Genomic DNA, 20,860 nt, shown 5'->3' with positions numbered 1-20,860 from the left:
GCCTCAGACCCGCATCGGCATGAGGACGTAGAGCGTCGCCTCGTCGCCCTGGTCGCGCACCAGCGTCGGGGCCAGGGAATCCGCCAGCACCATGCGCAGCACGTCGGATTCGATCTGCTGGGTGATGTCGAGCAGATATTTGGCGTTGAAGCCGATCTCCATCGGGCTCGACCGATAGGAGGCCGCCACCTCCTCGACCGCCGAGCCATTGTCCGGGCTGGTGACCGAGAGCGTGATGCGGTCCTGGTCGAGGATCAGCTTCACGGCGCGGGTCTTGTCGGTCGAAATCGTCGAGACGCGGTCGACCGCGGCGGCGAAGAGCCGGGGATCGACTTCGAGCAGCTTGTCGTTCGCGGTCGGGATGACGCGGGAATATTCCGGGAAGCTGCCGTCGATCAGCTTGGAGGTCAGCACGACGTCGTCGAAGGCGAAGCGGATCTTGGTGTCGGACAGGGCGATCTCGACATCGCCTTCCGTCTCGTCGATCAGCTTGCGGACTTCGTTCACGGTCTTGCGCGGCACGATGGCGCCCGGCATACCGGCGGCGCCGGCAGGAAGCGGCACCTCGAAACGGGCCAGACGGTGGCCGTCGGTGGCGACCCCGCGCAGCACGGCGAGACCGGCCGAATCCGCGGCATGGACATAGATGCCGTTCAGGTAATAGCGGGTCTCTTCGGTCGAGATCGCGAAGCGGGTCTTGTCGATCAGGTCGCGCAGGGCGCTGGCCGGCAGGGCGAAGCTGTGCGGCAGGCCGGCGTCGGTGATGACCGGGAAATCCTCCCGCGGCAGGCACTGGAGCTGGAAGCGCGAGCGCCCGGCGGCCAGAGTCATGCGCCCGCCGTCCTGGGCCCGATAGGTCAGTTCGACGTCCGTCCCCTCGGGCAGCTTGCGCACGATATCGAACAGCGTATGCGCGGGGGCCGTGGTGGCGCCGGCCTGGACCACATTGGCCGGCACGCTCTCGACGATGGCGAGGTCGAGGTCGGTCGCGGTCAGGTGCAACTGACCGTCGCGCGCTTCGATCAGCACGTTGGACAGGATGGGGATCGTGTTCCGACGCTCGACGACGCTGTGGATGTGGCCGAGGGTGCGCAACAGGGCGCCACGTTCAATGAGAAGCTGCATGCTCGGATCTCGGTGCGTCAGTCTCGAAGCGTCGGTCATGGCCCGGGCGGGCCAAAGGCGGAACCGGAGAACCCGGCCACGCACCGCCTGATCTGGGCCGACGGACCTCGGTCCAGACGGCGACACGGGGGATGAGAGTAGCAAATGAGCAGACGCCCGCCAGCCCTATTTTTCCCCTGCCAAGCCCTTGGCGGGAAAAGGGAATTTACGGGCTCGCCCAGTCCGGGCCAGGGCGCGGGGTGAAGTCGTCGCGAAAATGATTCGCAACCGCGGCGTCAGGCTTCCAGCATTCGCCGCAGGCTGTCGATATCCTCGTGGAAGCTGCCGTCGGCGGCGCAGAGTTCCTCGATCTTGCGAACGGCGTGAATGACCGTCGTATGATCGCGTCCGCCGAAGCGCCGGCCGATCTCGGGCAGCGAGCGCGTGGTGAGCTGCTTCGCCAGATACATGGCGACTTGGCGCGGCCGGGCGATCACCCGGGCGCGCCTGGCCGAGAGCAGATCGTTCAGTCGGACGCCGTAGAATTCGGCGACCTTGCGCTGGATGTCCTCGATCGTGACCCGCCGGTCGTTGGCGCGCAGCAGGTCCTGCAGCACTTCCTGGGTCATGTCGACGGTGATCGGCCGGCCGACCAGATCGGCATGGGCGACCACGCGGGTGAGCGCGCCTTCGAGCTCGCGCACGTTCGAGGTGATGCGATGGGCCAGGAATTCCAGCACCCGGCGCGGCACCTCATGAGTGAAGGCACTCTCGACCTTCTGTTCCAGAATGCCGAGGCGGAGCTCGTAGTCGGTCGGGTGAATGTCGGCGACCAGGCCCCAGCCGAGGCGCGAGCGGATCCGCTCCTCGATCCCCTCGAGGTCGGTCGGGCTGCGGTCGGCCGAAATGATGACCTGCCGGTTGTGATCGACCAGGGCGTTGAAGGTGTGGAAGAACTCTTCCTGCGTGCTGTCCTTGCCCGAGATGAACTGGACGTCGTCGATCATCAGGACGTCGACCGAACGGAACTGCTCCTTGAAGGCCATGGTGTCCTTGAAGCGTAGCGCCCGGATGAACTGATACATGAACTTCTCGGCCGAGAGATAGATCACCTTGCGGTGCGGCGCGCGTTCGCGCAGCGCCCAGGCGATCGCGTGCATCAGGTGGGTCTTACCGAGCCCGACCCCGCCATAGAGGAACAACGGGTTGAACTTCACCGCCTCGCCCTCGGCGACGCGGCGGGCCGCGGCATGGGCCAGCTCGTTCGATTTGCCGACCACGAAATTGTCGAAGGTGAAACGCGTGTCGAGCGGCGCCCCCACGCCCACGTCCTGGGCGGGTGGCGGCACCACCGCGACCGCGGCACTGCCTGCGGAGACGAAGCCATGCGCCCGGGCCACGACCTGCGAGGGCGCGGCCGCCGGCACCGGGTCGCGCGGCAGAGGCCCCCCCGACGGGGCCGCCGCCGAGAATGTCGCCGCCGGGGGCGTCACCGTCCCCGGGACCACCGGCCGCGCCAAACCTGCCGCGGTCGCCGCAGTGGCCTGAGCCCGCGGCGCCACCACGAGTTCGACTTGGCTCACCCGCGGGTCCTCGGCGCGCCAGAGCGCGATCAGGCGATCGGCGAAATGACTGCGCACATAGTCGCGCATGAAGGTGGTGGGCACGCCCAGGACGACCGCCCCGCCGTCTCGCAGCTCCATGAGCCCGAGCGGCCGGATCCAGCTCTGGAAGGTGTTGTCACCGAGTTCGAGCCGGAGGCGTTTCTTGACCGCCGTCCAGGCTGCCTCGAATTGTTGATTGTCGCCCATACCCGCTGAACCCGCCCGAACACCCCGGAAAGATCGACCCGACCGCCGGTCGCGCAACGCCTCGACCGGCCAGTCCCTACTTCAACTCTGCACCCAGGGCAGACCGCTCGCCTTCCAGCCGCCCGTGAGACCACGGTGCCGCGCTGCGTCGAGATCGCCCTCGAATCCGCCGACGATGTTGTAGGCCGGCGTCAGGCCCGCCGCCGTCGCGGCAATTGCCGCCGACCGCGAACGCGCCCCTGAACGGCACAGAAACAGCACCGGCGACCCCGGCTTGCGGCCGGCACCGGTCAATGCAGCCTGAACTTCGGGCAGGAAACTCTCGTTGGCCACCATGCCGGGGAAATGTGCCCAGGCGACCAATACGGGCTTGCGCCCCACGGCCGCCAGATCGGGCACGCCGACGAAGCTCCATTCAGCCTGGGAGCGCACGTCGACCAGCACAGCGCCAGAGTCCTGGCTGAGGATACGCCACGCGTCACCTGGCGTGATATCACCCGCGTATTCCGCCACGACCCGACTCCTCTCCAAAGCACGGCGCGACCTGTCGTTCAGCAATCCGCGGCGCATGGCGCCCTCGAGACCTGAAGACCGATCGACGAAGACCCGCCGCCCCTTCTCGCGGGACGGAAGACCATTCGGCTGCAACGACGGTTGCTTCGCCTATAAGATCAATCGCGCAAGTAATACTTGAGCTTCCGATCCCGAATTACAGGAAAAGAAGCGCATATTTCTTATCGCTCGATTAATCCCCCGCCAGCCCTGCGAGGAACAACACAATATCAACGGGCTCGGGGCGAAGCAACTGGACTGAAGCGCGAACGGGCAAAGATTCGCCGCCAGCCCCCGTGCGACATTGTGATCCCCTATCCCATTACCGTTCTATTGGGCGGAGTCAGGGCAAACGCCAACGGCCCGCGAAGGCGGGCCGCGCATGCCGGACCCGAGGTCCGGCCAGTGGGAAGACCACCGCCCGTCAAGCGGGCCGGCGGCCGGACCCGATCAGTTGGCGCCGGCGCCGAGCGCCTTCACCCGCGCCGACAGGCGCGAGATCTTGCGCGAGGCGGTGTTCTTCGGCAGCACGCCCTTGATGACGCCGCGCGCGATTTCCGGCTCGGCCGCGGCGAAGGCCGCCTTGGCTTCGGCAGCGTTGCCGGCAGCGAGCGCCAGCTCGACCTTCTTGATGAAAGTGCGGATGCGCGAGACGCGGGCGCGATTGGTCGCGGTGCGCCGCTCGGTAACGCGCACGCGCTTTTTCGCCGATTCCGTATTCGCCATAGTGTTCTGACCTGCGGTGTGGATAACCCTGAAAACGAGCCGGGACGAATAGCACCTGATCGCGCCTCCGTCAAAACGAATCTGCCCGGGGCGCCGCCGATTTCCCCCTTGTCGCCGACGCCCCCTGAATGGTGTTAGAAAGCGGTCATGTCCAGCTCCCAGATTTCCCCCGCCGGCCTGCTCCGCGGTGCCGATGCCCGTCTCGCGGTGGCGGCCGGCCTGGCCCTGCCGCTCGGCCCCGCCCTCGCCCATGGCCATCACGTCGAAGCCAAGCGGGAGGGAGGCGCGGTCCACCGCCGCCTGTTGCCGCTCGAGGCCGCCCCCGCCTATCCCGATCCCGGCCTGCCCCGGGTGATGGGCATCGTGAACGCCACGCCGGACAGTTTCTCAGACGGCGGGCGCTATTTCGGCAGCGCCGGCGTCGCCCATGCCGAGAGCCTGGTCGAGGCCGGGGCCGACATGCTGGACATCGGCGGCGAGTCGACCCGGCCCGGCGCCGACGCGGTCTCGGTCGCGGAAGAGATCGACCGTGTCTGCCCGGTGATCGAGGGAGCGAAGCGCCTGGGTGTGCCGATTTCGGTCGATACGCGGAAGGCCGGGGTGATGAAGGCCGCGCTCGAAGCCGGGGCCGACATCGTGAACGACGTCTCGGCGCTGGCCTATGATCCAGAAGCCGCCGCCTTTCTCGCCACGGTCGATTGTCCGGTCGTCCTGATGCATGCCCGCGGCACACCGGCCACCATGCAGCAGGCGCCGCACTACGACGACCTTCTCTATGACGTGACGGCCGAGCTGGAAGCCGCCTGCGCCCGGGCCGAAGCGGCCGGCATCGCCCGGTCGCGGCTGATCGTCGATCCCGGCATCGGCTTTGCCAAGACGGTCGGCCATAACGCGGCGCTGGTCGACGGGCTGCACGCGCTCCATGCGCTCCGCCTGCCGATCCTGCTCGGGGTCAGCCGGAAATCCTTCATCGGTGCGATCGCCGGCAATGTGGCACCCGACCAGCGCCTGCCCGGCTCGCTCGCCGCGGGCCTCGCCGGGCTCGACCGGGGCGCCGCCATCCTGCGCGTCCACGACGTGGTCGAGACCGTACAGGCGGTGAAAATCTGGCGCACCTTGGCTATAAGCGAATAGCGACCATCCGAGACCGGCCACCATGACCTCACGCAAACTGTTCGGCACCGACGGCATCCGCGGCACCGCCAATACCGATCCCATGACGGCGGAACTGGCGCTGGCGGTCGGCCAGGCCGCCGGCCGCCTGTTCCAGACCGGCAGCCACCGGCCGCGCGTCGTCATCGGCAAGGACACCCGGCTCTCGGGCTATATGCTCGAAGCGGCCCTGCAGGCGGGCTTCGTCGCCGTCGGCATGGACGTGATGCTGGTCGGGCCGATGCCGACGCCGGCCGTCGCCATGTTGACCCGCTCGCTCCGGGCCGACCTCGGGGTGATGATCTCGGCCTCCCACAACGCCTATCAGGACAATGGGATCAAGCTGTTCGGGCCGGACGGCTACAAGCTCTCCGACGAGGTCGAGGCCGAGATCGAGCGCCGCATCGAGGCGGGCGACGTCGCACGGGCCGAGCCCCAGGCCCTCGGCCGGGCACAGCGCCTGTCCGATGCCGCCGGGCGCTACATCGAATTCGCCAAGGCGACCTTCCCGCGCGGCATGAAGCTGGACGGGCTGAAGATCGTGGTCGATTGCGCCAATGGCGCCGCCTACAAGGTGGCCCCCACCGTGCTGTGGGAGCTGGGTGCCGAGGTCGTCTCGATCGGCGTGAGCCCCGACGGCTTCAACATCAACCGCGAGGTCGGCTCGACCCATGTGAAGGCGCTGCGCCAGGCCGTGCTGGCCCAGGACGCCCATATCGGCATCGCGCTCGACGGCGACGCCGACCGCCTGATCCTGGTCGATGAAGCCGGCCAGGTGGTCGACGGCGACCAGTTGATGGCCGTGGTGGCCGAGCATTTCCATGCCACCGAGCGCCTGCGCGGCGGCGGCATCGTCGCGACCGTGATGTCCAACCTCGGGCTCGAACGGCATCTGGCGCGTTTCGGCCTCAGCCTGGCGCGCACCGCCGTGGGCGACCGCTATGTCGTCGAGCGGATGCGCGAGGCGGGGTACAACGTGGGCGGCGAACAATCCGGCCACATCATCCTGTCCGATTTCGCCACCACCGGCGACGGGCTGATCGCCGCCCTCCAGGTCCTCGCCATGGTGGTGCAGGCGGGGCGCCCGGCCTCCGAAGTGTGCCGGCGCTTCCAGCCCCTGCCCCAGGTGCTGCGTAACGTCCGCTTCGCCAACGGCGGCGCCCATCCGCTGGAGGATCCGGGCGTGAAGGCGGCGATCGCCGCGGTCGAGAACCGCCTGGCCACCTCCGGCCGCCTGCTCATCCGCAAGTCCGGGACCGAGCCGGTGATCCGGGTGATGGCCGAAGGCGAAGACCAGAACCTGGTCGAAGGGGCGGTCGCGGAAGTGGTTCAGGCATTGGAACGGGCAGCGGCATGAAGAAACAGGCCAAGGTTTACAAGGGTCGGGTGCTGATCGTCGCCGGATCGGATTCGGGCGGCGGCGCCGGCATCCAGGCGGACATCAAGACGGTGACGGCACTGGGCGGTTACGCCATGACCGCGATCACCGCGATCACGGTGCAGAACACCCTGGGCGTGCACGGCATCGCCGAGATCGAGCCCGCAGTGGTCACCGCCCAGATGGTCGATTGCCTCGACGACATCGGCGCCGAGGTGGTGAAGACCGGGATGCTGCATTCGAGCGCGGTGATCGAGGCGGTGCTCGCCGGCCTGGAGCGGCCGAGCGCGCCCGAGACCCTGGTGGTCGATCCGGTCATGGTGGCCAAGGGCGGCACCCGCCTCGCCGCCGAGGAAACGGTGCAGACCCTGCGCGAGAGGCTGATCCCGCGCGCCAGCGTGATCACGCCGAACCTGCCCGAAGCCTCCACCCTGCTGGGCCGTCCGGTCACCGGCATCGACGAGATGGACCAGGCGGCCTTCGACCTCCTGTCCCTCGGCCCGAAGGCCGTGCTGCTGAAGGGCGGGCATCTGACCGGGACCCTGCTGCGCGACGTTCTCGTCACCGCCGACGGTCTGGTCTATTTCGACGATCCGAGGATCGAGACGCGCAGCACCCATGGCACCGGCTGCACCCTCGCCTCGGCGATCGCGACCGGGCTCGCCCAGGGCATGGAACTCATTCCGGCGGTGCGCCGCGCCCGCGCCTATGTCCGCACGGCGCTGGCCACGGCACCCGGCTTCGGCGCCGGCCACGGGCCCTTGAACCATGGCCACACCGTCAGGCCTTTCAGCGCCTGACGGTGCGGGCCCCGGTCACTCGACCGGGACCACCGTGACCGTGCCCATGGCGGAATGGGCGCGGTAGTCGGGGCGGTACATGTCCTCGACATTGACGGCCGGGATCCGGTAGGTGCCCGGCGTCACCGCACGCACGATATAGGCGACCGCGAACTCCTGCTTGCCGCTGGTGTCGAAGGCGGCGACATAGCGGTCGTCCAGGGACTCGCTGTAGAGCGGCAGCGTCATGTCCGGCAGCCAGCCGAGCTCGTCCGCGGTGGTCGAACCGACCAGGCGCGGATTCTCGACCTCGAAGCCGGCCGGCAGCAGGTCGATCACCATGAGCTGGTTGTCCAGGCCCGAGGTAGTGCGGCCGGCGATGACCGCGACCATCTGGGTACCCTGGGGCAGCGCCTTCGGGTTGATCGGCTTGCCGTCCATGGTGAAGAAGCGGCGCTCCACCTCCATGCCGTTGCCGCCCGCCGGCTGATCCTTGGCGGGCACGCCGATCACCGTGCCGGTGTACCAGACCGGGCCTTCGCCCGTGTTCTCGAGTCGGAGGCCGGCGCTCACCTGGTCGATCGTCGGACGGACCGAATAGGTGGTGGTGCGCGGCGCCACCGCCTGCCCGCCGACCGCCACGCTCATGGCATTGTCGGTATCGGCGAGGGAGCGGGCCGCCATCAGCAGCCAGGCTTCCTCCTGGGTCGAGAGCCAGCGCTTGCCGGACGCCATGTCGGTCACCTTGGCGGCGAGTCCGGCGGGATCGATGCCCGGCACCTTGGTCTCGGCCGCCAGCGTGATGATGGCGGCGAGATCGCGCACGTTCGAGCCATAGTCACGCGCGACATCCCGCTTGTCCTGGGCCGCCAGCGCCCGGTCGAAGGCTTCGGTGGCACGGCCGTTGTCGCCCATCAGGGCGAGCGCCGCGCCGACCTGCGCCATGGCGAGCGGGGTCGGCAGGTCGAGGCCGACGGCGTCATGCATGTAACGCGTGGCGCCGAGTTCGCCGACGCCGGCCGCGGCCAGGACGTAGAGCGCATAGGAACGCGAGGCGAGCGCATCCGGCCCGTCGTCACGCCGGTTTTCGGCATGACGCTTCAGCCAAGTCAGGCCGCGCTTGTAGGCGAAGTCCTGCACCTTGATGTCGCGCGCCCGGGCCCGGGTCAGGAAATCCATGGCATAGGCGGTCAGCCAGGCCTCGGTATCGCCGGCATAGGACCAGAGGGCGAAACTGCCGTCGTCCCGCTGCATCTCCATCAGATGCGCGATCGCCTTGTTGATCCGGGCCGTGTAATCCGGCTCGTCCGGCTGCTGCCAGAGCTTGGCGACCTCGCCGACATAAAGGAGCGGCAAGGCCCGGCTGGTGGTCTGTTCCAGGCAACCATAGGGGTAACGGTCGAGGCCGCGCAGCAGGCCGGCGACATCGACGCTGGGCCTGGGGCTCAGGCTGAGCAGCACTTCAGGCGTGCCGGCGACATAGGGCTCCAGCGCCTTCTTGCCGATGGTCAGGCCGTCCTTCGGCTTGAGCTGGCGGACCAGCCGGTCGATCGAGGGAAGCTGCGGCGCGCGAGTGCCGACGCCGACCGTGCGCTCGAAACGGAAGCCGTCCGGCCCTTCGATGGTCAGCGCCAGCTTGCCGAGGCCGGCGGCCACCGCCTTGATCGGCAGCACCACGGTCTTGGTGGCGCCGACCGGCAGGTCGACCGGGGCCTGGGGTGCGGTACCGGCATATTGCACGATGTCGTCGCCCGCCAGCGTGACCTTGTAGGACCCGGGCTTGCCCGCCGTGTTGGACAGGGTCACCGTCATCCGGCTGCTGTCGCCGACGCCGAGGAAGCGCGCGGTCGAGGACAGCACCACCACGGGATCGCGCACCACCAGGCCCTGTTCGGCACTGCCGACCTGGCGCCCGTTCCAGGCGACCGCCATCAGGCGGAGCCGGCCGTTGTAATCCGGCACGTCGAAGGAGACCGTGCCCTTGCCCTTGTCGTCGAGGGCGACGATGCCGGAGAAAAGCGAAGTCAGCTTGATGTCGGAGGGCGGCGCCCCGCGCCGGCCGAGCGCATCGCCGTCGCCGCCTTCGCGCAGCACGCCGGGCTTGCCGAGCTTGGCATTGAGCAGGCGGCCGTAGGCGTCGCGGATGTCGAGGCCGAGCTGGCGCTTGCCGAACAGGCGGGCGACCGGATCGGGCGTCGCGAAATCGGTCAGCTGCAGGATGCCCTCGTCGACCGCGGCCACGGTGACATAGGTCGGCGCGCCACCGGCGATGCCGGAGACTTCGACCGGGATGGTTACCTTCTGACGCGGCAGGATGGCGTCCGGCGCCGCGAAGGCGACCTGGAGCCGCCGCGTCGCCGGATCGATGCCGAGCCAGGCGAGGCCGATCGCCCGCCCCGGCCCGCGCGCCGCATCGGCGTCACCGGGCCGGAAGGCGGTGGCCAGGACATAGGCGCCGGCCCCCCAGGATTCCGCCACCGGAATATCGACCGAGGTGCCTTCGGCCGGCAGGCTGACGGTCCGGGTCTCCACCACCTTGTCGGTCGCGATGGTGAGCAGCAGCTCGCCCGCGAAGGGGGCCTGGACGCGGATCTTGGCCGTCTCGCCCGGGGCATATTGCGGCTTGTCGGCGACCACCGTCATCTTGTCCGGCGTCTCGCCGATCGAGGGCGGGACATACCAGCCGGCATGGAAGCGGGTCGAGGACGCAGCCCCTTCCGAGGCATCGGTCAGTTCCAGGCGATAACGGCCGTAATCGACCTTGGGCGTCTCCAGCCGGACCGGGCCGGCCGCCTTGAGGTCGACGGTGCCGGCGCCGATCGCCTTGTCGCGCACGACGATCTCATAGGTCCAGCCGCCGTCCTTGAACGACCACTGGTAGTCCCAGTCTTCACGCACCAGGAGCCAGCGGACCCCGGCGGCATCGCGCGCCCGGCCCGACTGGTCGAGGGCGATCAGGTCGAAGGCCGGCACGCCGCCCTCGGCCACTTCGTCGTCCGCGAAGCCCGGCTTGATGCCGAGCCAGAGCGGCTTGTTGTGGATCGGCAGTTCCAGGCGCTGGGAAACCGGGCGGCCGCTCGTCTCGAAGACATCGGCGCGGATCATGGCGACCAGGGGCTGCACCGTGTCCGGCAGGCTGTCGAGCGCGATCTGGAAGGCGGCGTGACCCTTGGCGTCGGTCGTCTCGTCGTCGAGGTTGATGCGCTGCTGTTCGACAGTCTCGTCGACCAGGCCGAAGCGATAGCCTTCGTGATCCGGGAAGGGATCGGTGGCGGCACCGACGACGACCTGCACCGAAGTGCGGAGGTCGGCGGCCGGTGTGCCGAAGAGATATTTGGCATCGACCGTGAGGGTGACCGGGCGGGCCGGGTCGGCCGCCTTGGCGTCGGCCACCACCTTGGTCTCGATCCGGGCCGGCACCACGTCCTCGACCAGGACGCTCAGGCTGCCGATCGCCGGCTTCTCGGGATCGGTGTGCCAGGTCAGGGTCCAAGTGCCGGTGCGGGCCGTGCCGCTGATCGCCCAGGTAATGTCGTAGCCGCCGGCCCCGTTCGGCTGGAGCGCGCGGCGTTCCACCTCGACCCCGTCGGGACGCATGATCTTCAGCGTGAGCGGCAGCTTGTCGACCGCATTGCCGGCGTCGTCGCGCAGCAGGGCCATGACATGGGCGGTCTCGCCCGGACGGTAGACGCCCCGTTCGGCATAGGCGAAGACGTCGAGCGGGCCGGGCTGCATCCGGCCGGAGACGCCGCGGTCGGAAAGGTCGAAGGCGGGGCCGGTCAGGTCGAGGAAGGTGAAGTCGCCGCCCCCGGCGAAGGCCATGACGGTGCCGGGCGAACGGCCACCCTCGGCCCGCATCAGGCCGGGATCGAAGCGCACCAGGCCGTTTCCGTCGCTCTTGAGTTTGGCCAGCTCCTCGTTGTTGCGGGCATAGAGGCCGACGTCGATCCCCGCCACCGGCTTGCCGGTCGAGAGCGAGCGGGCGAAGACCGAGAGACCGTCGTTGCCGGTGAAGGTGGTCAGGCCGACATCGGTCACCACCACCCATTGGGTCGCCAGGCTGTCCCAACTGTCCTGCTCGCCGGTCGCGGGCGCCGCGGTCAGGACATAGATGCCGGGGGCCGCGGTCTTGCGCATCTGTTCGATGTCGATCGCGGTGACCACGCGCTTGTTGGCGACATTCTCGATGTCGACCTCGCCCTTCCACACGAGTTCGCCGCTGTTCTGGGCGATCTCGTCGGCGTCGTAGGAGGTCAGGACATTCATGAAATTGCCGGTCGCCATGGCCGGCATGATGTTGCGATCGTTGATCCGGTAGAGGGCGAGCTTGGCCTTGTCGGTATTGACCGAAAGCAGCGGAATGCCGGCCGCCCCGACCTTGGGCAGGATATAGGCGTTCTCGGTGAAGCCCAGGCTCTCCGGCCGGTTGCCGACGGTGATCGCGGCCTCTTCCGGCCGGTCGAGCTTCAGGCCGCCGGCGCCCGGCAGGCCCTTGGCCACGCTCAGCTGATAGGCTTCACCGAAATGGGCGCCCTCGATGCAGAGGGTCTTGCCACGCACGAAGAAGGCGCCGTCGAACTTCGGCGCCACCTCGACATAGTCCTCGTAATGGGCGGTCGGCTGCAGTTCGCCATAGAAATCGAGGCAGAGGGAGGGGGTATCGGCGTCTTCGCGGGCATAGGCGTTGATGACGCGGAAGCGGGTCGCCTCTTCGAGGGCGGCGATATGCTCGTCGAACTGGGCCGGTTTCAGCTTGGCCGCCTCGCGGTAGACCAAGAGGGCGCCCACGGGATCGTCGTTCCGTTCGAGGGCGGTGCCCAGGATGTCCAGGGCGGCGACCTTGATCGCCGGCTGGGCCGCCAGCGTATAGGCGCGGTAGGCGGCCGGGATGGCGCGCCAATAGTTGCTGTTCTGGAGCTGGAGTTCGGCCAGGCGCGACCAGGTCGCGGCATCGTCGAGGCCGAGGGAGATCGCGCGTTCGTAGAGATCGGTCGCCTGCCACAGGCGCTGGCGCGTCACTTCGACCTCGGCCGCATCGACCGCCTTCTTGGCATCGGCCACCGATGCCTTGCCTTCGTCGCGGGAAGTCAGATCCTTGACGTAATAGTCGGACTGTTCCTTGAAGCGGTCGAGAGCACCTGCCTGGGCGGTACCGATGCCGGCCCCGACAACGAAGAAGACGAGCAGCAGGTTCCTGAGCGCCGACGCGACACGGCTCATGATTCGATCCCCCCTCGGATGCGGGGCGCATCCTACACCAAGGCAAACGCCCACAGCAGACATTCTTGGTGCGCGCGACGTCGCGCAGTGAAGGACATCACAGGTGGCATGAGCATTTCGGGGCGGTGCCCGGCGCGCCACGCTCGCGTCGCCGGACCTCGGTTTCGGCACGGGCTCGTTCCCCCCCCGGCCGCGGGCACCGCCTTCTGCGGCTGTCCAGGCATCGAGCTGCCGCTCAGCCGATGCTCGACACGCTCGACGGCTGGTCGAGCGAGATGTTGTTGGCCGATGCGTAGGCCTTGATGGCATTGACCAGCGCATTCAGCGTGTCGGCCGAGATCGAGTCGGTGCCGTCGCTGGCCGAAGCGCTGTTCCGGGCCGGCGGCGGACCACCCTGCGGCCGCGCCGCCGCGAACTGATCGGCGCTGATCGAGCCGGTCTGCTCGGTATCGATACTGTCGAACAGGCTGGTGGCCTGGTCCTCGCGGAGGCCGTCCGGCCGCCCGGCGAGGAATTCCGCCTTGCTCACCTTGCCGTCGCCGTCGCTGTCGAGCGTCGAGAACAGGTCCTGGGACGACGGCGGCGTGCCGGTCGCATCCCCCGATGCACCGTCACGGCTGGTCGTGCCGTCCGTCTTGGTCTTGTCCAGGATGTCGATCAGGGCGGCGACCAGATCGCTCGACAGGCCAGCACTGCCGCCGGTCGGATTCGGGCGATTGGCTTCGAGCCCGGCCTGCAACTGGTCGGCCGTCAGGGCGCCGGTGCCGTCCTTGTCGATCTTGGCATAGAGCGCTGCGGAATCGCTCTCGCTCACGTCCTTGGGCCGGCCGGCGACGAATTCGTCCCTGCTGATCTTGCCGTCGCCGTCCGTATCCAGCTTGGCCGCCAGGCTCTCACGCAATTGCGCGAGCTGCGACGAGCCGGAGAGGGATGAAATACTGGTCATGACTCCTCCTCTCGGTGCGGGGCATCGGTGGATACCCCCATTTCGGGGAGAAGCAAGAGGCGGGCCAGCGCCGGGGCGGTTTTCGGCCCTTCCGGCGGGCCGGAATTGCCCGGTCCCGGGCAGAAATTGCCGGGGACCGGGGTGAATTTGCCGGGTCTTACGCGATGCGGCGGACTTGGCCCTGCCAATAGCGATCCTTCAGCAGACGCTTGTAGAGCTTGCCGGTCGGATGGCGCGGCAGCTCGGCCTCGAAATCGACCGTGCGCGGGCATTTGATCGGCGACAGATGCTGCCGGCAGTAGGCGATCAGCTCGGCCTCCAGGGCGGGGCCGGCGTCGCCCATGTCGGCCGGCTGGACCACCGCCTTCACAGCTTCGCCCCAATCGGCGTCGGGCACGCCGAAGACGGCGACATCGGCCACCTTGGGATGGGTGATCAACAGGTTCTCGGCCTCCTGCGGGTAGATGTTCACGCCGCCGGAGATGATCATGTTGGCCTTGCGATCGGTCAGATAGAGGTAACCCTCCTCGTCCAGGTAACCGATGTCTCCCAGCGTCGACCAGCCGTTGGCATTCCGGCTCGACGCCGTCTTGTCCGGGTCGTTGTGATATTCGAATTCGGTACCGTCGGAGAAATAGATCGTGCCGGCCTCGCCCGGCGGCAGTTCGGTGCCGTCGTCGTCCAGGATATGGGGCGTGCCCAGCATGGCGCGCCCGACCGAACCCTTGTGCGCCAGCCATTCCGGGCTGGTGATGGCGCAGAAGCCGTTGCCTTCGGTGCCGGCGTAATATTCGACGATGACCGGGCCGAACCAGGCGATCATCTGTTCCTTGACCGGGATCGGACAGGGCGCTGCGGCATGGATGACGCAGCGGAGCGAGGAGACATCGTATTTCGCGCGCACTTCTTCCGGCAGCTTCAACAGGCGGACGAACATGGTCGGCACCACCTGGCTGTGGGTGACCCGGAAGGTCTCGATCAGGCGGAGATATTCCTCGGCGTCGAAATGCTCCATCACGATCACGGTCGCCCCGAAGCGCATCATGGTCATCGAGAAGCGCAAGGGGGCCGCGTGGTAGAGCGGTGCCGGCGAGAGATAGACCGTGTCGGCGTCCGGCGAATAGAGCGCCGCGTTCAGCATGAAGAGCTTGCCCGGCGTGCCATAGGGCTCTTCCGGCAGGGCGATCTTCACGCCCTTGGGCCGCCCGGTGGTGCCGGAGGAATAGAGCATGTCGGCGCCTTCCGACTGGTCGGCGATCGGCGTCTCCGGCCGGCCGGCGACCGCCGCCTCGTAAGCCTCGAAGCCCGGCAGGGTGCCGTCCAGCATCAGGCGGGCGGTCAGGCCCTGCGCCTCGGCCGCCACCCCGGCCGCCAGTTCGCCCATGGCCTTCGACGAGATCAGCACTTTGGCGCCGCAATCGTTCACGATATAGGCGGCTTCACCGGCCGTGAGCCGGGTCGAGATCGCCGTGTAATAGAGGCCGGAGCGCTGCGCCGCCCAGGTGATCTCATAAAAGCGCGGATGGTTCTCGAGGATGATCGCGATGCCGTCGCCCCGCTTCAGGCCGAGCGCCCGGAACATATGGGCGCAGGCATTGGCCCTGGCTTCCAGCTCGCCGTAGGTGACGGCAAAGCCGCTGCCGGCCATGCGATAGGCGATCTTGGACGGATTGGTGGCGGCGTGAACCCCTGGATGCATCGGCGTCTCCTCGCTTTTTGCGCCGGCGGTTTGCCCGCCCTGGTCGCTTGTCGTTATGATGCCGGGCCAGCCTAACCAAAGCTGACGGCCTCGTCATCTTGATCTCGCAGCCCTCGCTCTCTCCGCCATGACCGAAAAACCCACTCCCCCCAAGACCGAAGCCGAATTGAAGGCCGAACGCCTGGCCAAGGCGCTCCGCGACAATCTGCATCGCCGCAAGACCCAGTCCCGCGGCCGCGAGGCCGAAGCGGAGAAAAAGGAAGACTGAGCGGGGCTCAGAGCCCGCAGGCGGCCCTCAGCCGGGCGATCACCTCGGCCGGCACCGGCGCGCTGGCCCGGCCGTCGATCGCAGTCACGGGCTGGAGCAGGCGCAGGCTGTTGGTGGCGAAGACAGCGCCGGCCGCAAGATCCTCCGGCATCAGCGATGCCTCCACCGCGCCGCAGGCGAGCAGCAGCTCGCGCATGATCCCGGGGCGGACGCCATCCTCGACCGGCGGGGTCAGCAAGCGGCCGTCGCGCAGCAGGAAGAGATTGGCCATCGAGGTGCTGGCGACCCGGCCTTCCGTGTTCAGCATCAAGGCATCGTCGGCACCCGCGGCGCGCGCGGCCTGGAAGGCGAGGACATTGTCGAGATAGGCGAGCGACTTGATCCGCGACAGGGGCGAAGTCGGGTTCCGCCGGATCGAGACGGTGGCCAGGCGGATGGGCTGGAAGGCCATGGCCTCGCTCCAGGGCGCCGTGGTCGCCAGTACGACGGGTGCGGGTTCGGCCGGCGGCGCCAGGCCGCGCGGCCCCGCCCCCCGGGTCACGGTGATGCGCAGGGCACCGTGCCCGCCCGCCAGGCCGGCGACGAGATCGGCGACGGCGCGTTCGACCGTCGCCCGCGGCAGCGCGAAGCCGAGGGCCGCCGCCGCGTCTTCCAGCGCTTCCAGATGCTGCACCAGGCGGAAGGGCCTGCCGTGGAAGACGGCGATCGTCTCGAACACGCCGTCGCCCAGCAGCAGGCCGCGGTCGGCGGGGTCGAGCGGGATCGGCCCCTGGTCGTAGAGCTCGCCGTTGCACCAGATCATCGCGCCGCCTCCAGGAAATTGCGCAGCAGGGCGTGGCCCGCCTCGGTCAGGACGGATTCGGGGTGGAACTGCACGCCGAAGGTCGGGTGGCTCTCGTGTTCGAGGGCCATCACCTCTCCCTCGGCCGAGCGTGCGGTGACGCGCAGCGGCGCCGGAACGTCCGGCGCCACCACCAGGGAATGATAGCGCCCGACGGCGAGGGGCTGGGCCAAGCCGGCGAACAGGCCCCGGCCCTCGTGCTCGATCGGGGTCGCATGGCCGTGCAGCGGCCGCACCGCCCGCACCACTGTACCGCCGAAGGCCTGGCCGATGCACTGGTGCCCGAGGCAGACGCCCAGGATGGGAATCGCACCCGAAAAGCGCCGGATCAGCTCGAGGCAGACGCCCGCCTGGTCGGGCGCGCAGGGCCCGGGCGAGAGCACGAGGGCGCGGGGGGCCAGCGCGCCCACCTCGGCCGGGGTGATGGCATCGTTGCGCACGACCCGGACCGCCTGCCCCAGCTCCTCGACATAGCGGGCGATGTTGAAGACGAAACTGTCGTAATTGTCGATCAGCAGGATCACGGCGCCATCCCCCCGGTGGCCGCGAAGATGCGCGCCGCCTTCACCATGGTCTCGCGATATTCGGCCGCGGGATCGGAGAGTGCGGTGATGCCGCCGCCCACTTCGAAGCGTGCCTTGCCGCCGGCCAGCGTCAAGGTACGGATGGCGATCGAGAAATCAGCCGTGCCGTCGAAGCCGAGATAGCCGATCGAACCGCAATAGATGCCCCGCGCCCGCCCCTCGATCGCGCCGATCAGTTCCATCGCCTTGGGCTTGGGCGCCCCGGTGATCGAACCGCCGGGAAAGGCCGCGGCCAGGAGGTCGAGGGCATCCAGGCCGGGACGCAGCATCCCCGTCACGGTCGAGACCATGTGCGAGAGGCCGGCATAGGCTTCGATGGCGCAGAGTTCCGGCACCTGCACCGAATGGGGCCGGCAGACGCGGGAGAGGTCGTTCCGCAACAGGTCGACGATCATCACGTTCTCCGCCCGGTCCTTGGCCGAACCGGCCAGGCGGGCGGCATCGGCGGCGGCATCGCCTGTCGCCGCGATCGTCCCCTTGATCGGCCGCGCCTCCACCCGGCCGCCCGCCACCCTGAAGAAACGCTCGGGCGAGGAAGAGGCGATGGCGACGTCGCCGAAGCGGAGGAAGGCGGCGAAATCGCCCGGGTTGAAGCGCCGCAGCCGGTCGTAGAGCGCGAGGTCGTCGAAGCCTTCGGGCAGATCCGCCGTGAAGCCCTGGGCGATATTGGCCTGGAACAGGTCGCCGGCCAGGATCGCCGCGATCACCCGCTCGACCGCCGCCTTGAATTCCGCCGGCCGCCACTCCGCCCGCCACTCGAGGCCGAGGGCGTCCGGCAGCGGCGGTGCCGGTGCGTCGAGCAGGCTGCGGAGCCGCGCCGCCCGCCCGGCCGGTGCCCAGGGCATCAGACCGGTCAACAGGAAGGCTTCGTCCCTTCCGTGGTCGAAGACGATCAGCCAGTCCGGCAACACGAAACGGGCCTGGGGCAAGGTCTCGGCGAAGACCGGCTGGCGTTCGAACAACCGCCCCGCCTCATATGTCAGGAAACCGAGGGCGCCGCCCCGGAACGGGAGCCCCGCCGCTTCCGCCGGCTTACCGAGCGCCAGGATACGGCGGAGCGCCGGCAGCGGCGGCCCGGCCACCGGCGTCCCGCGCCAGAAGGCGGTGCCCTGCCGGATCTCGAACAGCGGATGGCTGCCGGCGGTCAGAAAGGAGAAGCGGCCGAGGCCGGGATGGCGGAGTGCGCTGTCGAGCAAAACGACATCGCCGAGCGGCGCCAGCCGGCGCAGCGCCTGAAACGAATCGAGCGGGCCGAGAGAGAGCATCGCCATGGCGCCTTTGTGGCAATCCGCCGCCCCTCAGGCAACAGCGCCGCAATGCTGGGCCGCCCTCTAGCCGGTTTCAAAATGCGGCAAAAGGCTCTAGATAAGCGGTCGAAAGCCAACCGACGTCACGCCAAGCCCGCCGAAAGACCTTCCATGGCCATTCTGTCCGACATCTCGATCCGCCGGCTCGTGAAGGAACAGGGCATGATCGAGCCCTTCGTCGAAGCACAGAAGCGCGAAGGCGTGATTTCCTACGGCCTGTCGTCCTACGGCTATGACGCGCGGGTGGCGGACGAGTTCAAGATCTTCACCAACGTCAATTCGGCGGTGGTGGACCCGAAGAAATTCTCGGCCGACAGTTTCGTCGACCGCAAGACCGACTGCTGCGTGATCCCGCCCAATTCCTTCGCGCTGGCCCGCACGGTCGAATATTTCCGGATCCCGCGGGACGTTCTGGTGATCTGCCTCGGCAAGAGCACCTATGCCCGCTGCGGCATCATCGTCAACGTGACGCCGCTCGAACCGGAATGGGAAGGTCACGTGACCCTGGAATTCTCCAACACCACGCCGCTGCCCGCCCGCATCTATGCGAACGAAGGCGCCTGCCAGTTCCTGTTCCTCCAGGGCGACATGCCCTGCGAGACGTCCTATGGCGACCGGGCAGGCAAATATATGGGCCAGACCGGCGTGACCCTGCCGAGGCTTTGAGAGCGAAATGGCATTGCAGCGTATCCTGATCCGCCCCGCGGGCGAGCTGTTCGGCGAGATTCCGATCTCTGGCGCCAAGAATGCGGCCCTGCCCCTGATCGCCGCCGGCCTGCTGACGGCCGAGCCCCTGGTGCTCGACAATGTGCCGGAACTGGCCGACATCGGCTCCATGCTGGGCCTGGTCGAACAGCACGGCGCCGAAGTGCTGCGGACGCCGCATCACGCCGAGATCACCGCCAAGGCGATCACCAACACGACCGCCCCCTATGACATCGTGCGCAAGATGCGGGCGAGCGTCCTCGTGCTCGGCCCGCTGGTCGCGCGCATGGGCGAGGCCAAGGTGTCGCTGCCCGGCGGCTGCGCCATCGGCACCCGCCCGGTCGACCTGCACCTCAAGGGCCTGGAAGCCATGGGGGCGACCATCGAGCTCGTGGACGGCTATGTCCATGCGACGGCACCCAAGGGCCTGAAGGGCGCCACCATCCGCTTCCCCTTCGTCTCGGTCGGGGCGACCGAGAACCTCCTGATGGCGGCGACCCTGGCCGACGGCGAGACCGTGCTGGACAATGCCGCGCGCGAGCCGGAGATCACCGATCTCGTCCAATGCCTGCAGGCCATGGGGGCCGACATTTCCGGTGTCGGCACGGAACGGCTGGTGATCCGCGGCAAGGCGGCCCTGCACGGGGCGCATTATTCGATCCTGCCCGACCGGATCGAGACCGGCACCTATGCCATGGCCGTGGGCGTCGCTGGCGGCCAGGTCGAACTGGTGGGCGCCCGGCCCGACACGCTCGACGACGTGATCGAGGTCATGAACCGCTGCGGCGTCGAAGTGACGCCGACGGCGCGTGGCATGAAGGTGAAGCGGAACGGCCATCGCGTCACTGGTGTCGACGTCATGACCCAGCCCTATCCCGGCTTCCCGACCGATCTCCAGGCCCAGCTCATGGTCCTGATGGCGACCGCCGACGGCGCCGCCATGATCACCGAGACGATCTTCGAGAACCGCTTCATGCATGTGCCGGAACTGGCCCGCATGGGCGCCAATGTGACCGTCCACGGCGCCTCCGCCCTGGTGCGCGGCGTGCCGCGGCTCAAGGGCGCGCCGGTGATGGCGACCGACCTCCGCGCCTCGATCAGCCTGGTGCTGGCCGGCCTCGCCGCCGAGGGCGAGACGGTGGTCAACCGCATCTATCACCTCGACCGCGGCTACGAACGGGTCGAAGAAAAGCTCGGCGCCGTGGGCGCCAACATCCAGCGCATGGCGGAGTGATGACGACGGCCGGCCTCAACCTCGGTTTCGCCGACACCGACGACCTCAAGGTGGTCGCCGCGGTGATGCAGGATGCCGTGGTGAAGACGGCCGATCTCGTCTATCTCGGCCGCGCCAAGCGCTTCGCCCTGGTCGCCAACCGCTATTGCTGGGAGAGCGAGGGCAAGGCGATGCGGCGGCGCTGCGGCCTGCATTTCGACCAGGTCCGCTCGGTCCGGGTCAAGGGTATCGACCGCCAGGCGGTGGCGCAGGTCCTGGACCTGCTCACCGTCGCGGTCGAGGAACAGGAAAACGGGGTAACGATCGACCTGGTGTTCGCCGGCGGCGCCCAGATCCGCCTCGACGCCGAGGTGGTGGAAGGCGGGCTGAAGGACCTGACCGAACCGTGGTCGACCAAGCACGCCCCGAAGCACGAGAGCGACGAGAACCCCTGATGGTCACCAAGTCCCCCAACGAAGGCCTGGTCTTCGCCCTGCCCAAGGGCCGCATCCTGAAGGAACTGCGGCCGCTGCTGGACCGCGTGGGCCTGACCCCGGAGCCCGCCTTCGACGACG

17 protein-coding genes and 1 pseudogene are annotated in these 20,860 nt (G+C 68.4%); 8 read left to right on the top strand and 10 right to left on the bottom strand.

Annotated features, from left to right (window positions below; all coding sequences use genetic code 11):
* Positions 1–3 precede the first annotated feature (3 nt).
* The 4 genes from dnaN to rpsT form a co-directional block, all read right to left on the bottom strand.
* A complete protein-coding gene (gene dnaN / locus WC493_RS14525) occupies positions 4–1,125 on the bottom strand; it encodes a DNA polymerase III subunit beta (protein WP_373066248.1) in 1,122 nt (373 codons plus the stop codon).
* 275 nt (positions 1,126–1,400) lie between these two features.
* Positions 1,401–2,915 carry a chromosomal replication initiator protein DnaA gene (gene dnaA, locus WC493_RS14520; RefSeq protein ID WP_373066247.1) on the bottom strand — a complete coding sequence of 505 codons (1,515 nt, stop codon included), beginning with the start codon at positions 2,913–2,915 and terminating at the stop codon, positions 1,401–1,403.
* 81 nt (positions 2,916–2,996) lie between these two features.
* Positions 2,997–3,428, bottom strand: a complete 432-nt coding sequence (locus tag WC493_RS14515) for a rhodanese-like domain-containing protein (RefSeq protein WP_373066246.1) — start codon at positions 3,426–3,428, stop codon at positions 2,997–2,999.
* Between the two features lie 489 nt (positions 3,429–3,917).
* Positions 3,918–4,193, bottom strand: coding sequence for a 30S ribosomal protein S20 (rpsT, locus tag WC493_RS14510; RefSeq protein WP_373066245.1), 276 nt, complete (start codon positions 4,191–4,193; stop codon positions 3,918–3,920).
* Positions 4,194–4,340: 147 nt separating this feature from the next.
* Here rpsT and folP point away from each other — a divergent pair, with 147 nt between their 5' ends.
* From folP to thiD, 3 genes are read left to right on the top strand one after another with little or no spacing between them, the layout of a single operon-like run.
* Positions 4,341–5,327, top strand: coding sequence for a dihydropteroate synthase (folP, locus tag WC493_RS14505; protein ID WP_373066244.1), 987 nt, complete (start codon positions 4,341–4,343; stop codon positions 5,325–5,327).
* Positions 5,328–5,349: 22 nt separating this feature from the next.
* The gene (gene glmM / locus WC493_RS14500; protein WP_373066243.1) at positions 5,350–6,702 is read left to right on the top strand and encodes a phosphoglucosamine mutase; all 1,353 of its coding nucleotides are present in this window, start codon (positions 5,350–5,352) and stop codon (positions 6,700–6,702) included.
* Positions 6,699–7,523: a bifunctional hydroxymethylpyrimidine kinase/phosphomethylpyrimidine kinase gene (thiD, locus tag WC493_RS14495; RefSeq protein ID WP_373066242.1), complete on the top strand. Its 825-nt coding sequence runs from the start codon at positions 6,699–6,701 to the stop codon at positions 7,521–7,523. The genes glmM and thiD overlap by 4 nt, the downstream gene beginning before the upstream one ends.
* A 15-nt stretch (positions 7,524–7,538) precedes the next feature.
* Here the strand turns inward: thiD and WC493_RS14490 are convergent, their stop codons facing one another.
* The 3 genes from WC493_RS14490 to WC493_RS14480 all read right to left on the bottom strand — a co-directional run bounded on the left by WC493_RS14490 (position 7,539) and on the right by WC493_RS14480 (position 15,367).
* A complete protein-coding gene (locus WC493_RS14490; RefSeq protein ID WP_373066241.1) occupies positions 7,539–12,722 on the bottom strand; it encodes an MG2 domain-containing protein in 5,184 nt (1,727 codons plus the stop codon).
* Between the two features lie 235 nt (positions 12,723–12,957).
* Positions 12,958–13,668 carry an EF-hand domain-containing protein gene (locus WC493_RS14485; RefSeq protein ID WP_373066240.1) on the bottom strand — a complete coding sequence of 237 codons (711 nt, stop codon included), beginning with the start codon at positions 13,666–13,668 and terminating at the stop codon, positions 12,958–12,960.
* Positions 13,669–13,825: 157 nt separating this feature from the next.
* Positions 13,826–15,367, bottom strand: coding sequence for an AMP-binding protein (locus WC493_RS14480; protein WP_373066239.1), 1,542 nt, complete (start codon positions 15,365–15,367; stop codon positions 13,826–13,828).
* Between the two features lie 127 nt (positions 15,368–15,494).
* Here WC493_RS14480 and WC493_RS14475 point away from each other — a divergent pair, with 127 nt between their 5' ends.
* Positions 15,495–15,635: a hypothetical protein gene (locus WC493_RS14475; RefSeq protein WP_373066238.1), complete on the top strand. Its 141-nt coding sequence runs from the start codon at positions 15,495–15,497 to the stop codon at positions 15,633–15,635.
* Between the two features lie 7 nt (positions 15,636–15,642).
* Here WC493_RS14475 and WC493_RS14470 read toward each other — a convergent pair whose 3' ends face one another.
* Genes WC493_RS14470 through WC493_RS14460 form a run of 3 tightly spaced genes read right to left on the bottom strand, consistent with a single transcriptional unit; the run spans position 15,643 to position 18,331 of the window.
* Positions 15,643–16,437, bottom strand: a complete 795-nt coding sequence (locus WC493_RS14470; RefSeq protein ID WP_373066237.1) for an aminotransferase class IV — start codon at positions 16,435–16,437, stop codon at positions 15,643–15,645.
* Positions 16,434–17,000 carry an aminodeoxychorismate/anthranilate synthase component II gene (locus WC493_RS14465; protein WP_373066236.1) on the bottom strand — a complete coding sequence of 189 codons (567 nt, stop codon included), beginning with the start codon at positions 16,998–17,000 and terminating at the stop codon, positions 16,434–16,436. The genes WC493_RS14470 and WC493_RS14465 overlap by 4 nt, the downstream gene beginning before the upstream one ends.
* Positions 16,997–18,331: an anthranilate synthase component I family protein gene (locus tag WC493_RS14460; protein ID WP_373066235.1), complete on the bottom strand. Its 1,335-nt coding sequence runs from the start codon at positions 18,329–18,331 to the stop codon at positions 16,997–16,999. Before WC493_RS14460 ends, WC493_RS14465 begins: the two co-directional genes overlap by 4 nt.
* A 147-nt stretch (positions 18,332–18,478) precedes the next feature.
* Between WC493_RS14460 and dcd the strand changes: the two genes are divergently transcribed.
* From dcd to hisG, 4 genes and pseudogenes are all read left to right on the top strand, one after another.
* A complete protein-coding gene (dcd, locus tag WC493_RS14455; RefSeq protein ID WP_373066234.1) occupies positions 18,479–19,033 on the top strand; it encodes a dCTP deaminase in 555 nt (184 codons plus the stop codon).
* A gap of 13 nt (positions 19,034–19,046) precedes the next feature.
* Positions 19,047–20,306 carry a UDP-N-acetylglucosamine 1-carboxyvinyltransferase gene (murA, locus tag WC493_RS14450; protein ID WP_373066253.1) on the top strand — a complete coding sequence of 420 codons (1,260 nt, stop codon included), beginning with the start codon at positions 19,047–19,049 and terminating at the stop codon, positions 20,304–20,306.
* On the top strand, positions 20,306–20,740 hold the full coding sequence (locus WC493_RS14445) for a DUF2948 family protein (protein ID WP_373066233.1): 435 nt from the start codon (positions 20,306–20,308) through the stop codon (positions 20,738–20,740). The genes murA and WC493_RS14445 overlap by 1 nt, the downstream gene beginning before the upstream one ends.
* Positions 20,740–20,860 (top strand): annotated as a pseudogene (gene hisG / locus WC493_RS14440) (ATP phosphoribosyltransferase); the annotation flags it as partial. The gene WC493_RS14445 and the pseudogene hisG, both read left to right, overlap by 1 nt.

The organism is Zavarzinia sp. (genome assembly GCF_041650655.1).
GTDB lineage: Bacteria > Pseudomonadota > Alphaproteobacteria > Zavarziniales > Zavarziniaceae > Zavarzinia.
This window is presented reverse-complemented; position numbering and strand designations above follow the sequence as displayed.

What these genes read in the sequence shown, in the direction of transcription:
- folP (WP_373066244.1), top strand. Translation starts at nt 4,341, where the DNA reads ATGTCCAGCTCCCAGATTTCCCCCGCCGGCCTGCTCCGCGGTGCCGAT.
- dcd (WP_373066234.1), top strand. Translation starts at nt 18,479, where the DNA reads ATGGCCATTCTGTCCGACATCTCGATCCGCCGGCTCGTGAAGGAACAG.
- WC493_RS14460 (WP_373066235.1), bottom strand. Translation starts at nt 18,331, where the DNA reads ATGGCGATGCTCTCTCTCGGCCCGCTCGATTCGTTTCAGGCGCTGCGC.
- WC493_RS14490 (WP_373066241.1), bottom strand. Translation starts at nt 12,722, where the DNA reads ATGAGCCGTGTCGCGTCGGCGCTCAGGAACCTGCTGCTCGTCTTCTTC.
- WC493_RS14480 (WP_373066239.1), bottom strand. Translation starts at nt 15,367, where the DNA reads ATGCATCCAGGGGTTCACGCCGCCACCAATCCGTCCAAGATCGCCTAT.
- dnaN (WP_373066248.1), bottom strand. Translation starts at nt 1,125, where the DNA reads ATGCAGCTTCTCATTGAACGTGGCGCCCTGTTGCGCACCCTCGGCCAC.
- dnaA (WP_373066247.1), bottom strand. Translation starts at nt 2,915, where the DNA reads ATGGGCGACAATCAACAATTCGAGGCAGCCTGGACGGCGGTCAAGAAA.
- rpsT (WP_373066245.1), bottom strand. Translation starts at nt 4,193, where the DNA reads ATGGCGAATACGGAATCGGCGAAAAAGCGCGTGCGCGTTACCGAGCGG.
- glmM (WP_373066243.1), top strand. Translation starts at nt 5,350, where the DNA reads ATGACCTCACGCAAACTGTTCGGCACCGACGGCATCCGCGGCACCGCC.
- WC493_RS14475 (WP_373066238.1), top strand. Translation starts at nt 15,495, where the DNA reads ATGACCGAAAAACCCACTCCCCCCAAGACCGAAGCCGAATTGAAGGCC.
- WC493_RS14485 (WP_373066240.1), bottom strand. Translation starts at nt 13,668, where the DNA reads ATGACCAGTATTTCATCCCTCTCCGGCTCGTCGCAGCTCGCGCAATTG.
- thiD (WP_373066242.1), top strand. Translation starts at nt 6,699, where the DNA reads ATGAAGAAACAGGCCAAGGTTTACAAGGGTCGGGTGCTGATCGTCGCC.
- WC493_RS14445 (WP_373066233.1), top strand. Translation starts at nt 20,306, where the DNA reads ATGACGACGGCCGGCCTCAACCTCGGTTTCGCCGACACCGACGACCTC.
- WC493_RS14470 (WP_373066237.1), bottom strand. Translation starts at nt 16,437, where the DNA reads ATGATCTGGTGCAACGGCGAGCTCTACGACCAGGGGCCGATCCCGCTC.